The organism is Kordia aestuariivivens (assembly GCF_014397005.1).
Lineage (GTDB): Bacteria > Bacteroidota > Bacteroidia > Flavobacteriales > Flavobacteriaceae > Kordia > Kordia aestuariivivens.
This window is the reverse complement of the sequence record NZ_JACGWS010000006.1, coordinates 113,642-127,557: the sequence shown is the minus strand read 5'-3', so window position 1 is coordinate 127,557 and position 13,916 is coordinate 113,642. Positions and strand designations below refer to the sequence as shown.

The window sequence follows — 13,916 nt, the reverse complement described above, 5'->3', positions numbered from 1 at the left end:
TTTTTAATTTAAGATTTCGCTTGTTAAAATTAAAACTGTTATTTTAGTAGTCAGATTTTTTTGATAGTGTAAATGTAAGTTTGAAAATACAGTAAATCAAACAGTGTATTTCTACTTTCCGTGAACTGAGAATCTATTTTCCGCGAAATGAGAATGAATACTTTTTTTAAAAATAAATTTAATTTATTGAAAATGAATACTATAATTAGGGTTTGCTATGTAATTATAATATGTTTTTCATTTTCTTCACGCTTGCATGCACAAACTATTCTAAAAGATACATTAGACGAAAAGAGTTTTGATGAACTAAAGAAAATTTTTTACCACAATAAGAATTTAGGAAAGACTAAAGCAGGAAAAAGAGTAGCTTTATACACATTATCTAAGGCTAGAGCTGAAGGAAATAAAAAAGCTATTGTAAATAGTTTTATTAGATTATGTAGAGTTTCATATGATAACCCTGAATTAGCATTGAAGTATACAGATAGTAGTATTTTATATGCAACAGAATATAAGTTAGAAAAACTACTAGCTGAAGGTCATTTTTATAGAGGAATAGTTTTATTTAATTCAGGTAAATATGGTTATTCTTTAAAAAGTTATTTAGAAGCTAATAAATATTATCACGATAAAAATAATGAAACGAGTTATGTTTTAAACCATAATATAGCTTTACTCAAATTAAAAATTGGTTCTAGTAGAGAGGCATTAAGTATTTTTAAGAAAAATTTAAAATATTTTGAAAGACAAGAAAATTTTGGTGATCTATATTTGAATACACTTTATGGTTTGAGTATTGCGTATATCTCAAATAATAAGAAAGACTCAGCTTCAATTATTAATAAGAGAGGCTATAAATTAGCAAAAAAAACAAAAGGCTTTAGTCATTTATATTTTACTCAAGCTGAGGGAGCTTTACAATATACTAAAGGTAATTTTATTATCGCAAAAGATAGTTTGTTGAAATCAGTACCTTTTTTAAAAGCCAGTAAAGATTATCCAAATTTAGCTATATCATATTTTTATCTTGGTTCAATTTCTAAAGTAGAGGAAACTAAAATTGAATATTATAAGAAAGTTGATAGTATATTCAAATTTAAAAAATATATTATTCCTCAACCAAGAAAAGCTTACGAAGGTTTAATTAATTACTACAAGAGTAAGGGAGATTTAAAAAATCAACTTTATTACACAGATAGATTGCTAGTAGTTGATACTGTTATTAACAAAGAATATCGTAATGTTTCAAGAACTTTTCATTATGAATATGATACCCCAAGATTAGTTGCAAGTAAAGAAGTATTAATTTCAGAATTAAATAAAAAAAATAAAGACTTTAAATATGGAATTTATATTTTACTAGTTATTTTAATATTAGTTTTAATAATATTAATTTCTCTTTACAGGAGAAAAAAAATAAATGAGCAAAAGTTTAAAGAAATAATTTCATCTTTAAAAACTAAATCTGTTAATCAAGAAGTAAATAAGGACAAGGAAAAAAAGCGAGTGTTTCCAATTGACAATAAAACACTTAATCAAATACTAGATGGTCTTGATGAGTTTGAAAAAAATAAAACTTTTCTAACTCCTAAACTTACATTAAATTTATTTGCAAAGAAATTAGAAACAAATACTAAGTATTTGTCAATAGTAATTAATGACTATAAATCTCAAACTTTTAAAAATTATGTTAATAATTTGAGAATAGTATATATAGTTGAAGAACTATACAATAATAATATTTTACGAAATTATACAATAAATGCTATAGCTATAGAGGCAGGATTTTCTAGTACAGAATCTTTTACTAGAGCGTTTTTTAAGAAAACTGGATTAAATGTGTCATATTTTTTAAAAAAAATAAATGACTGATAATCATTTATTTAATCTGTTTAATATTTCTCTTTTCAGTGAAATGAGAAATATGTTTCTTTATTTTGAATTAAGAAGAAGGTATATTTGAATCAAATTTAAATATAGAAATCAAATGAAAAAAATCAAATTTTTAAAACTGGGAAAAGTGAAAATTGCAAACGTAAACATTCTAAATAGAATGTTTGGAGGAGCTGAATCAGATTTCTGCGATACAGATAGTTGTGACGAAGCACAATGTATTCCAGAGGTAACACAAGGTAACACAACATCCAATAATGAGGATGTCTGTACAGGAAGTATTTTACAATGTACAAGTATGAACAACCAAAACTGTTAACAAATAAAATCATATGTCATTTAGAGGAAAAGCACAAGCATGCATTTTATTATTTTCAAGTCTTTTTTTGATTATGTCTTGTAATTGCATAGTAGTTGCAATACAGAAAGATACAGTTTCCTTCAAGAGAAAAAAAAACCTTACTGAATCAGAAAAAAAGAATTGGCATTTTAAAGATGTTTTTGAGGATTCCATCCCTGGTATTAACCTTCACATGGCATATGATTTTTTAAAAGATAAAAAAGGAGATACAGTTATTGTAGCTGTTATTGACACAGAATTAGACATTGCTCAAGAAGATTTAAAAAATCAAATTTGGATTAACAAAGATGAAATACCTAATAATAACATAGACGATGATAACAATGGATATATAGATGATATTCATGGCTGGAATTATGTGGGAACAAAAAAAGGAGATAAAGTTCCTTACAGTCATTTTGAATATGTTAGAATTATTAAGAAATATGATGCTCTTTTTAAAAATATTACTTCTACTATTGATGTTCCTATAAATAAGAAAGAAGAATTTAACTTATACCAAAAAGCATATTCTGAATATAATGAGAAATTAAAAACCGTTAGTGGTGATATTGAAAGATTTGATGTTGCAATAAATCGTTATATAGAAGGAGTGAATGTCGTTAAACTTTATCTCCCTAATATTAAGAAGCCATACGATAAAACAAGATTAGATTCTTTAAAAAAAATGTTAAAAAATGAAGAAGAAATAGAGAAATTACAACATTTAATAATTTATAAAAAATATAATCATACCCTAAGCTCCATAAGAAATAGAAGGAGGTTGCTTTCAGAAATAATAGAGTATAAATTGAATTTTGATTTTGATGAACGTTATCTGACAAATGACAATACTGATGATTTAAATGATTTTCCATATGGTAATAATGATGTTCAAGGAATAAGAAAATTTAGCCATTCAACTAAAATGTCCTCAATAATTGCTGCTGAAAGAAATGATACCTTAGTAGAAGGAATAAATGATAAAGTAAAAATAATGCCTTTAAGTATTTCTGTGGCAGGAAATGAACACGATAAAGATATTGCATTAGCTATTCGATATGCAGTAGATAATGGAGCTAAAGTTATCAATATGAGTATTGGAAAGGATTTCTCTTTACATCCGGAATGGGTATACGATGCAATCAAGTATGCTGAAAAGCATAATGTTTTAATTGTAACTTCAGCGGGGAATGATGGTTATAATCTAGATAAAATTGAAAATTACCCAAATGATAATAAGAATGATGGGATTGAATTTGTCAAAAACTTTATGAAGGTAGGAAATACATCATATAGATTAAACTTAAAGTTAATAAATAGTTTTTCAAACTACGGAAAGGAGGAAGTAGATATATTTGCGCCAGGTACAAGAATTTCATGTTTAAGTAGAAAACGCACAACGACAGATTCTGGAACTTCTTTCTCTTCTGCTGTAGCAACTGGTGTAGCAAGTTTACTGTTCTCCTACTATCCATGCCTAAGTCCAGCAGAAGTAAAACAAATCATCATGGAATCGGGAACTTCTTTTAATATCATGGTAAATAAACCTTCTACAAGTAAAGAAAAAGAATTAGTCCCTTTCAGCTCACTCTCAAAATCAGGAAAAATAGTCAACGCCTACAACGCACTACTCATGGCAGAAGAAGTTTCTAAAAAGAAGAAAAAGAAAAAACGTAGCTAAACAAAACTATGCACCTCATCTGGGCACTCATAAACACCGCTTTTGTCATCCTTTTTTTCGGGTTGGTACTAACACTTTTTACAAAAGGAAAGCAACTATTCAATAACAAATACGGTAATGCAATCATTGTGGTGTTTGTTTTGGGTGTTATTGGAATGCTTGGCGCAGAAGAAAGAGACTTTGACAATCACTATTCGTTTCATAATGCTAAAAATTTAAAAGGGAACAATGTTACATCACTTGATGCACACGTAGAAGAAACGATTCCATTTATATTACACCTTACCGTATTGTTTAAGAAAAATGATAAAGGTGAGTTGGTTGCAAGTGATAGTCACAGTGATATGTCAGGGTTTACAAATGGGCACGATTGGGAAGTTACGTATGTTGATGTTGACAAACAGGAAGATGGAACCTATACCTACCAAATGAGCGGTGCAATGCATTGGTATCTATTCGGAATAAAAATATACACGCAAAGTAAAACTTTCAAAGGAACTTTGGAATAACCGACAAAGCATTTATATTACTTAAAAAATAAAACCACTTGAAATCTCTCAAACCATTTCTCATCACAGTATTGAGTTGCTGTTGCATCATCGCCTGTACTTCACTTAAAAGCACAACAACAAAACCAACAATAGTTACCGCAGCTTTTGCTAAAAAGCAAGCATTGACCGAAACGGAAAAACAGAATTGGCATTTTAAAGATATTTACGAAGATTCTATTCCTGGGGTGAGCCTTGACAAAGCATATAAGTTTTTAAAAGGAAAAAAAGGCGATACGATTATTGTTGCTCTTATAGATACAGAATTAGATATAGATCATGAGGATTTAAAAGATCAGATTTGGATTAACAAAGGGGAAATTCCTAATAATAATATTGATGATGACAACAATGGGTATGTAGATGATATTCATGGCTGGAATTTTTTACAAACAACGAAAAAAGGTCCTGTTTTATATGCTAATCATTCCTTTATAAGAATCATGAAAAAATATGATTTGCTTTTTAAAGATAAGGAAGAGAAGCAAATTTCTGAAAGTCAAAAGAAAGAATTTAAAGAGTATCTCAGAGCTATCAAGACTTATAAAAAAGAAAAAAAGGAAATAGAAAAAGATATTGCTACGTATAATAGAATAAAGAATAAGTTTATTGAAGCAGATTCTTTGCTAACCAAATATTTTTCTAGAAAAGATTACACTATTTCTCAGTTAGATTCCTTGTCTAAAATAACAAATGATTCCTTAACAAAGGTTCAAATAAGATTTATGAAATATTATTTAAAAAATAATATGAATCCTGAATGGGCGGATAGAGGTATAAAAGGTGAGAATAAAAAACTAAATACATGGTTAAGTTTTACGTATGATGATCGACAAAACCAAAGAGATAATGTAGATGATCTAAACGATGTTCCGTATGGGAATAATAATGTACAAGGGACGCTAAGAGGAAGCCATGGAACAAGAGTAATGTCCGTTCTTGGGGCTACTCGTAATAATGATATTGGAATAAATGGAATAAGTAATTCATTGAAAGTGATGTTTTTGGGTGTTGCACCTCTTGGAAATGAACATGATAAAGATATTGCATTAGGAATTCGCTATGCAGTTGATAATGGTGCTCAAATTATCAATATGAGTATAGGTAAAGAGTTTTCAATGCATCCTGATTGGCTTGAAGATGTAATTAAATATGCGGAACAAAATGATGTGTTGATTGTTTCTTCTACAGGAAATAAGAGTTATAACCTAGATAATGAATTTGATTATCCAGATGATTATAATGAAGATGGTGAATATGTCAATAATTTTATAAAAGTAGGAGCTAGTTCCTTTACAGCAGATTCTACAATGGTGTGGCTTTCTTCTAATTACAGTAACAAAAACGTAGACATTTTTGCGCCTGGACATAAAATTTATAGCTTGTCAAGAAGAAAGCCTTCTTTTGGTTCAGGCACTTCGTATGCTTCACCAATAGTAGCTGGTATTGCTGCTTTGATTCGTTCGTACTACCCAAACTTATCTGCTGTTGAGGTAAAAGATATTATCATGAAATCGGGTATTTCATTTGAAATTGATGTAGAACGACCCTATCCGTATGGAGATGAGCCGTATGCTGAAAAAATTCCGTTTAGTTCCATGTCTAAGTCGGGTAAAATAGCCAATGCGTATAATGCGTTAGTACTAGCAGAGAAAGTTTCTAAGAAAAAGAAAAACCGCAACTAAACATGAAATTTCTCAAACCATTTCTCATCATATTCTTGAGTTGCTGTTGCATCATTGCCTGTACTTCACTTAAAAGCACAATTGTTAAACCAATAATAGTTCCCAATCTTACACTTAAGAAAAGTAAATTAACCATACCGCAATGGAGAAACTGGATACATAAAGATATTGTTCAAGATACCATTCCTGGAATAAGTTTAGATAAGGCATATAATGAACTCATAAAAGAAAAATTAGGAGATACTATAATTGTTGCATTGCTAGATAACAGGATCGATTCTGAACATGAAGAAATTAAAGATTACATATGGGTAAATAATAAAGAAATTCCAAATAATGGAATAGATGATGATAAGAACGGTTATACAGACGATGTAAATGGTTGGAATTTTCTGGGTAATGGGAAAGGAGAAAATGTTGATAGAGCTAACTTTGAAGCAACTAGAATAGTTCGTAAATACAAGGATGTTTTTGAATCAAAAGAAATTGAAGATATTCCCCAACAATTGAAAAAAGAATTTGACTTGTATAGAAAAGCTAAAAGAATTTATGATGATTATTTGAATCTTACAGAGAAAAGGATAGCTTCACTTGACTCATTTGATAAAAGAAAAAAAGATTTATATAATGATCTTTCTAAAATATATCATGATTCTTTATTATCTGAAAAGAGCATAGCAAAACTACTTTCAAAAGATAGCATAATCAATATTAAAATTGCGAGTTATCGCTATTATCTTAAGCATTCGGGTTGGAGTTCAAGTACACGGGAAGTACAGAGTAGATATCTAGATATTTACCTAGGATTAAATTCTAAGGAGCGTTCTGTAATTGGAGATAATGTTGATAATATTGAAGATGCAGACTATGGTAATGGAAATATTACTGCTAGTAAAACGTCTAGCCATGATCATGCTATAAAAGTTGCTGGAATTTTAGCCGCTAACAGAGTAAATGGGCTTGGTATTAAGGGTGTTTCCAACATTTTAAAGATTATGCCAGTTTGTACTTCTCCTTCAGGAGATGAACAAGACAAAGATATAGCTCTAGGAATAAAATATGCAGTTAATAATGGCGCAAAAATAATTATCATAACATTTACAAAATATATAGTTCAGCGAGAAGATTGGTTAATGGATGCTATAAATTATGCTTCAAGTAAAGATGTTCTAATCGTCTTATCGGCGGGGAACTCTGCAAAAGATTCAGATTTAGAAATTACATATCCTAATGACATTAATGAACAAAATAATGAATATGTAAATAATGTAATTGTTGTAGGTGGATCGAGTTCTTCTTTAAATGAAGAATTAGTTGCTGACTTTTCTAATTATGGAAAACGTAATGTTGATATTTTTGCACCTGCAAAAAGTATTTATACAACTCTCAGGAATAATGAATATGGATATGAAAGTGGCACTTCTATGTCAGCGCCAATTGTAGCTGGAATAGCATCATTAATCCGTTCCTATTATCCAAACCTATCAGCATCAGAAGTAAAACAAATCATTATGGAGTCGGGTGTTTCTTATGACATAATGGTTAATAAGCCGTCTACAAGTAAAGAAAAAAAATTGGTACCTTTCAGCTCACTCTCCAAATCAGGCAAAATAGTCAATGCGTATAATGCATTAGTACTAGCAGCAGAAGTTTCAAAAAAGAAGAAACGCAATTAACCGCTATAAATAGTTAGAAAAATATTGTAATTTACTAAAAGTACAAGTGTAAATTCAAGAATATGGACTACCTATTATTTTTTGATTCTAGGATATGTACGTTATTTGAAAGTAAATTATTTCCACTCAATGAAAAAAATTAAACCTATTAAGCTTCTTTCGACTTTATTCATATTGCTTTACCCTCTTCTTTCTTTTGCTCAAGAAAGCGGTTTTTCAATTCCCGATTCGCTCAAAAATGCAACATACAGAGAACTTATAACAAAGTTCAATAGCAACACAAGTAATAAGGAACTATATAAATTATATGCCAAAGTATATTTGCAAAAAGGAAAAGAAGATACTGTAAAAATACATATAGCCAGAGGGTATAGATTGCTTTCTATTGTTGAAACTGACTATGAAAAAGGATTAAAATATCTTGATAGCGGAATTGCCATTAGTAAAGATTTAAAACATTATAGATATCCTGCAATTCTATATACAAATAAAGGTGTTGAACTAAATGAAAAGGGGAAATACAAAGAAGCCTTAACGAATTATTTGGAATCCATTCGTCATTCAAAGAAGAATAACAATGAAAACTTCGCCTATATTACTTTACACAATGTAGGTTTGCTCAAACGAAGACTAGGAGAGTATGAAGAAGCAATCAAAATCCTCAAAGAATGTATGGAATTTGATGATGCAAAAAAGGAAAAAAAGTATATAGATTCTTTAAGTTATGCAATGACAGCTGTTGAACTCGCAAAAACATACACGTTAAAAGGTCAAATAGATTCATCAGAATATTATACAGAAAAAGTCATGCCTTTTTTATCCAAAAAGAAAGAGGGAGTTTTTTATCTATCGAAATTTAATAAAGCGCTTAATGAATACCACAAACGGAATTATGGTTTGTCAATTGACATACTAAATGAATGTATTCGTTTTACAAAGAATGGTAATTTGATACTATATACTAATGAAGAATTTCTCCCAGAAGCCTATTATTACCTAGCTGAAAACTACCATAAAATAAATGACAAAGAAAATATGATTCAGTATGCAAAGAAAATAGATTCCTGCTTTGAAGCAAACAAGTTACCAAGCACGGAAGTCAAAAGAGCGTATGAACTATTAATAGAAAACTACAAAGAGGAAAAAAACACGGAAAAGCAATTACTTTACATAGAAAAATTACTAATTGTAGACAGCTTGCTTCAAGGTGATTATAAGATGTTAAATGCATCTATGAATAAAAAGTTTGATGTACCGAATCTTTTGAAGGAAAAAGAAGAAATAATTTCTAAACTTCGTGAATACAGGAAAAAATCCTTCAACGGTTTACTAACACTAAGCCTTTTATTACTCTTTTCTGGAATTGTAATTTGGTTTTATTACCGAAGACAACAATTACACAAAAAACGATTTCAAAAACTAATCAATACAGACAAACCAATCAAAATTGAAAATAAGAAACCAGAAAATAAGTCTATGAACATAGATGAAAAAATTCTAAAAAAAATTCTAAATTCATTACAGCGTTTTGAAGAAAACAAAGACTATATCGCACGTAAAATAACACTAGCGTCACTAGCAAAAGACTTCGAGACAAACCCTAGATATATTTCTCAAGTTGTGAACGAGTATAAAAATAAAAACTTTTCAAACTACTTAAGTGACTTGCGAATCAATCATGCAATAGCAAGATTAAAAATTGATGAAACGTTTAGAAAGTATACCATAAAAGCGATCGCCTATGATGTTGGGTTCAGCAATTCGCAATCGTTCTCAAATGCTTTTCATAAGGAAACCGGAATCTATCCTTCATATTTTATAAAGAAGATAAATGAATCAAAAAACTAAGTGCATAATTCAAAATGGCTATTCAGCATTACTTTAACCTGAGTTCGATATAAAATCTAAAAGCCACTTTCTTCTTTTCCGCAGTATAGCAGGGATTTTTCGTTAAAAATTTTTGAAGCCTTGGAAAAAATTTAGAAAAATTCATGCGGTTTTAGTTTTTTAATAAGAAAAAACTAAAAATACCTCTGGAAAAGCGCACTTTCTTTTGTTTCTTTTCTTTGTGCGAGCAAAGAAAACGAAAACGAAGATTCAGGAGTTCTGCAATTTGAAATAAAAATGACACGAACTAAAATAAAAAATTGATTTTCAGAATTTTAAAGCCTAAGTGTTTACTAAATTTTATTTAAATGAAACTTATGTTGAACTCACGTTACTTTAAACAATAAAAACTACCGAATCAGATTAATACTAATCGTTGAAATTTCCGAACTCGGAAAACGATACGAATGTGTTGGATCAATAGTACTTCCGGCTTTGGCTATGGCTTCCAAAAACACATCCAACTCTACAATATACTGATCAGAAAAACCATGTGTCACATCATACGCAGTACACGGTGTATTGCCTAAATTTTCGGCAACAACATTTGGCGCAACGGTATGCAACTCTATAAACAACAATCCATGGTTTTTAATATAAGGTTTCCATTTCTGGAAATGTTCTACCAAGCTCTGTGCAACGTCTTTATTATGTAATTGCTTCCCGCGATGTGAAAATGCACCTGTAGAAAGCAACTCGCCTTTATAATCGCCATGAGGCGCATTAAATGGTCGATTATGATCTAAGAAAGAACGCACATTCAGTAACTCTTCTAGTTTTACACCATACAATTCTTGAAGCTTTTGGTCAATCTCAGCAGGATTTCCAATATCGCCCCAAACGACTTCCGCCCATACATTGGCTTTCTCCAAATTTCGTTTCGTGCTCAACAAGGCTTCCTTATTATAATCGGCACCAACCAAAATAAGTTTATTGGCGCCCAAATCGTCTCGTCGCTGTGTCTGATTCCAAATCAAATCAAAAATATGTTCTAGCAATGCACCATTTCCACAACCCACATCAATAATCCCTTTGGGTTGCTCCGCAAGTGGTTTATTAAAAATATCAACAAGGACAGCATCAAACTTATTAAAATACGTTGCATGACTTCCGCCACTTCCCCAAACATTCACACCTCTAAACACATGTTGTTCGTTGCCCAAATGATCTTGCTGAAAAAACGGAAGAAAATCTCCTGTCAAATACGTTTCTATATGACACATAATTGGTGTGTACGAAACCGTAACTCCGTAAGCATAACTCTTAGTAAACAAAAACGAACCTTTCTTCGTCAATGAATTTCCATCATACAATTCAAGCAAACTAAACAACTTTTGAATAGAAGGATCTTCTAAAAAAGTAGCTTCTTCTACACTTTCTAAATCTGCATTATAGCCTAAATACACTAACAATGGCGCTAACAAAACACCTTCCAAATGTGTAGCAATCTCTACCTGAAAATACGCGTCTGTACTCAATGCTTTTCGAGCATTTGTCAAATAAGAAGCCAACTCATACAATTTTCTTGGATTTGGTAATGGAAACTGAAAAGGCTGTTGAAACAACTCATAATAATAGGCAAACAACTGATTGAAGGTAGCGTAATGCGTAATATGACGCTGAAATGCGATAAACTTTGAAGTGGTTTCTAAGTGCGTTTCTGTGTCGGTAACTGTATAAGTTAAAATTCCTTGCGAAGCCAAACTGCGCAAGGCAATATTCAAATAACCTGCATGAAACTGTGGATGTTCTTGAAGAATCTCAGCAACAGAAGTAGTTTTCTTTGTCGCTAAAAAATCAAAAATACTATGACGGTCTAATATGGCAATAATTGCGGTAATGGCAATTCCGTCTTGATGCTTAAACAACAACGATCGGAATGCTCTTCTTTCTTCTTTGGTTAAATTCATATCCGTAAGATACAGATTTTTCAAATGTAGTTGCAAAGAAAAATAACAGAAGGAATTTGCCACGTTCCTTCTGCATGATTTTTTAAATTTCTAAAGATTAATTGGACAATCTCCAAAACCTCCTGTGCAAATAGCAGGATCTGAAGCTGGTATCGGTTCTTGCGGTAGTGGTTGTGGCGCTGCTGGCTCACAAATGAAGCCAATATCGGTAAGTACACTATGATTTTTTCTTCCTCCTTCAATACTTGTGATATTTTTTAAGTTTGAAATCACTTTTTTGTTCAATGCTAAATTTTTTAAAGTCTTTTTTCTCATGATATTTCTATTTTTTGTTCGTTGCAAAGATGCAGTGATAGAAAAACATGGTGTAGCGTGAAAACACTAATTCATAAGAAGAAATTAACGGGAATTAAATCCCCTTTGGAATGGCATCAATCAAAGTTTGTGTATAGGATGATTTCGGATTGGCGTAAATAGCATCGGCTTCACCCAATTCTTCAATGCGTCCATCATTCATAACCAACAATTGATCTGCTATATACTTAACAACTGCCAAATCGTGAGAAATAAAAATATAGGTAAAACCAAAATTATCTTTCAGTTCGTTCAACAAATTCAACACTTGTGCCTGCACCGAAATATCCAATGCAGAAACTGATTCGTCACAAATAATCAACTTTGGTTGCAACGCAATCGTACGCGCAATTCCAATTCGTTGGCGTTGTCCACCCGAAAACTCATGCGGATAGCGTCCGTAGTAAGAAGCATCGAGTCTGACACGTTCTAGCAATTCAATAACTTTCTCTTTTCGTTCGGCATCATTAGCGTGCAATCCGTGTACTTTCATCGGTTCCAAAATAGCAGCTCCAACAGGAATTCTAGGATTCAATGACGCAAAAGGATCTTGAAAAATAATCTGAATCTCTTTCCGCAAGGCGCGCACTTCATACTTAGAGATCTTAGTAATATCTACACCTTTATATAAAATTTGCCCTTCAGTAGCTTTGTGCAATTGCAAAATAACATTTCCCAAAGTAGATTTTCCACAACCTGATTCGCCCACCAAACCTAAAGTTTCACCTTCGTATAACGAAAAACTCACATCGTCTACGGCTTTCACTTCCGTAGATTTTCCAAACAAACTGGCGTTGCTATAAAATGATTTGGATACGTTTTTTACCTCTAATAATGGCGCTTTCGTGTACATGTTCTCGTGGCGAAGTTGCCGTTCGGCTGTTGTGACAACTACATCCGAAACGGTACCTGCAAGCACATCTTGAATGGTTGGTAACTTCTTCAATCGAACATCCAAAGAAGGTTTTGACTTCAACAATGCTTTGGTATATTCATGCTGAGGATTTGAAAATAGGGTAGCCGTTTCTCCACGTTCTACAATATTTCCTTGATACATCACCACAATCTGATCGGCAATTTCACTCACCAATGACAAATCATGCGAAATAAAAATAATGCCCATTTGGTTCTCTTGCTGTAATTCTTTCAACAACAATATAATTTCTTTCTGAACGGTTACATCCAATGCTGTTGTAGGTTCGTCGGCAATCAATACCTTCGGTTTGCAAGCAATTGCCATGGCAATAACCACACGTTGCTTTTGTCCGCCACTCAATTGATGCGGATAGGAACTATACATTTGTGCGACTCTTGGGAGTTTTACCTTTTCAAACAACCCCAATACTTCTGCTTTCACTGCTTTCTTTGTGCAGTATTTATGTTGCAACAATACTTCTTCCACCTGTTTTCCGCAGGTCATTGACGGATTCAAGGAACTCATAGGCTCTTGAAAAATCATCGAAATTTCATTCCCGCGCAAGCGTTGAAAATCTTTCGCACGAAGTGAAACTAAATTTTGATCTTCATATAAAATCGTACCCGTAATTTCTGCATTCTTTTTCGGCAATAAGCCTAATATAGCTAACGAAGAAACCGATTTTCCACTACCAGACTCACCAACAATTCCTAAAATTTCATTCGCAGCAAGTGCATAAGAAATTCCGTGAATCACTTCGTTTCCTTTAAAGGAGATGGTTAAGTTTTGTATGTCTAATAATGTATTCATCACTCAAAAATACACAAACGAAATGAATTTAGTGAAACTCAACGTTGAGAAGCATACAAAGGCGCACTCAAACTTGTAAGTGAAGGGTTGTTTAAAAAGTAGTCATTTCGAATATAATGAAGCATTCTTTTAAAATGAAGTCATTGATTTACAGCGCATTTAAAAATTAAAAAATCTTCGGGATGAAGTTGTTGAAACTTTTTAGACAGCCAT

At 31.6% G+C, this 13,916-nt stretch carries 10 protein-coding genes; 7 read left to right on the top strand and 3 right to left on the bottom strand.

Translation table 11 applies throughout. The annotated features are described in order from the left end of the window. The first annotated feature begins 192 nt into the window (after positions 1 to 192). From H2O64_RS11275 to H2O64_RS11245, 7 genes are all read left to right on the top strand, one after another. Positions 193 to 1,872: an AraC family transcriptional regulator gene (locus H2O64_RS11275; protein WP_187562307.1), complete on the top strand. Its 1,680-nt coding sequence runs from the start codon at positions 193 to 195 to the stop codon at positions 1,870 to 1,872. A 115-nt stretch (positions 1,873 to 1,987) separates the two neighbouring features. After that, positions 1,988 to 2,212, top strand: a complete 225-nt coding sequence (locus tag H2O64_RS11270) for a hypothetical protein (RefSeq protein WP_187562306.1) — start codon at positions 1,988 to 1,990, stop codon at positions 2,210 to 2,212. A 13-nt stretch (positions 2,213 to 2,225) separates the two neighbouring features. Next, positions 2,226 to 3,917, top strand: a complete 1,692-nt coding sequence (locus H2O64_RS11265; protein ID WP_187562305.1) for a S8 family serine peptidase — start codon at positions 2,226 to 2,228, stop codon at positions 3,915 to 3,917. 8 nt (positions 3,918 to 3,925) lie between these two features. Continuing rightward, positions 3,926 to 4,426: a hypothetical protein gene (locus H2O64_RS11260; protein ID WP_187562304.1), complete on the top strand. Its 501-nt coding sequence runs from the start codon at positions 3,926 to 3,928 to the stop codon at positions 4,424 to 4,426. Positions 4,427 to 4,464: 38 nt separating this feature from the next. Next, the gene (locus H2O64_RS11255; RefSeq protein ID WP_187562303.1) at positions 4,465 to 6,150 is read left to right on the top strand and encodes a S8 family serine peptidase; all 1,686 of its coding nucleotides are present in this window, start codon (positions 4,465 to 4,467) and stop codon (positions 6,148 to 6,150) included. 2 nt (positions 6,151 to 6,152) lie between these two features. Continuing rightward, positions 6,153 to 7,826, top strand: a complete 1,674-nt coding sequence (locus H2O64_RS11250; protein ID WP_187562302.1) for a S8 family serine peptidase — start codon at positions 6,153 to 6,155, stop codon at positions 7,824 to 7,826. 129 nt (positions 7,827 to 7,955) lie between these two features. After that, the gene (locus H2O64_RS11245; protein ID WP_187562301.1) at positions 7,956 to 9,674 is read left to right on the top strand and encodes a helix-turn-helix domain-containing protein; all 1,719 of its coding nucleotides are present in this window, start codon (positions 7,956 to 7,958) and stop codon (positions 9,672 to 9,674) included. A gap of 389 nt (positions 9,675 to 10,063) precedes the next feature. Here H2O64_RS11245 and H2O64_RS11240 read toward each other — a convergent pair whose 3' ends face one another. The 3 genes from H2O64_RS11240 to H2O64_RS11230 form a co-directional block, all read right to left on the bottom strand. Next, the gene (locus H2O64_RS11240) at positions 10,064 to 11,623 is read right to left on the bottom strand and encodes a class I SAM-dependent methyltransferase (protein ID WP_187562300.1); all 1,560 of its coding nucleotides are present in this window, start codon (positions 11,621 to 11,623) and stop codon (positions 10,064 to 10,066) included. Between the two features lie 90 nt (positions 11,624 to 11,713). Beyond that, positions 11,714 to 11,938, bottom strand: a complete 225-nt coding sequence (locus H2O64_RS11235; RefSeq protein ID WP_187562299.1) for a hypothetical protein — start codon at positions 11,936 to 11,938, stop codon at positions 11,714 to 11,716. Positions 11,939 to 12,032: 94 nt separating this feature from the next. Beyond that, entirely contained in the window at positions 12,033 to 13,703 is a 1,671-nt protein-coding gene (locus H2O64_RS11230) for an ABC transporter ATP-binding protein (RefSeq protein ID WP_187562298.1), read from the bottom strand. Between the last annotated feature and the right edge of the window lie 213 nt (positions 13,704 to 13,916).

Bases quoted from the DNA above. Each gene is read 5' to 3' on its own strand.
- H2O64_RS11240 (WP_187562300.1), bottom strand. From the start codon at position 11,623: ATGAATTTAACCAAAGAAGAAAGAAGAGCATTCCGATCGTTGTTGTTT.
- H2O64_RS11275 (WP_187562307.1), top strand. From the start codon at position 193: ATGAATACTATAATTAGGGTTTGCTATGTAATTATAATATGTTTTTCA.
- H2O64_RS11230 (WP_187562298.1), bottom strand. From the start codon at position 13,703: ATGAATACATTATTAGACATACAAAACTTAACCATCTCCTTTAAAGGA.
- H2O64_RS11265 (WP_187562305.1), top strand. From the start codon at position 2,226: ATGTCATTTAGAGGAAAAGCACAAGCATGCATTTTATTATTTTCAAGT.
- H2O64_RS11270 (WP_187562306.1), top strand. From the start codon at position 1,988: ATGAAAAAAATCAAATTTTTAAAACTGGGAAAAGTGAAAATTGCAAAC.
- H2O64_RS11250 (WP_187562302.1), top strand. From the start codon at position 6,153: ATGAAATTTCTCAAACCATTTCTCATCATATTCTTGAGTTGCTGTTGC.
- H2O64_RS11260 (WP_187562304.1), top strand. From the start codon at position 3,926: ATGCACCTCATCTGGGCACTCATAAACACCGCTTTTGTCATCCTTTTT.
- H2O64_RS11235 (WP_187562299.1), bottom strand. From the start codon at position 11,938: ATGAGAAAAAAGACTTTAAAAAATTTAGCATTGAACAAAAAAGTGATT.
- H2O64_RS11245 (WP_187562301.1), top strand. From the start codon at position 7,956: ATGAAAAAAATTAAACCTATTAAGCTTCTTTCGACTTTATTCATATTG.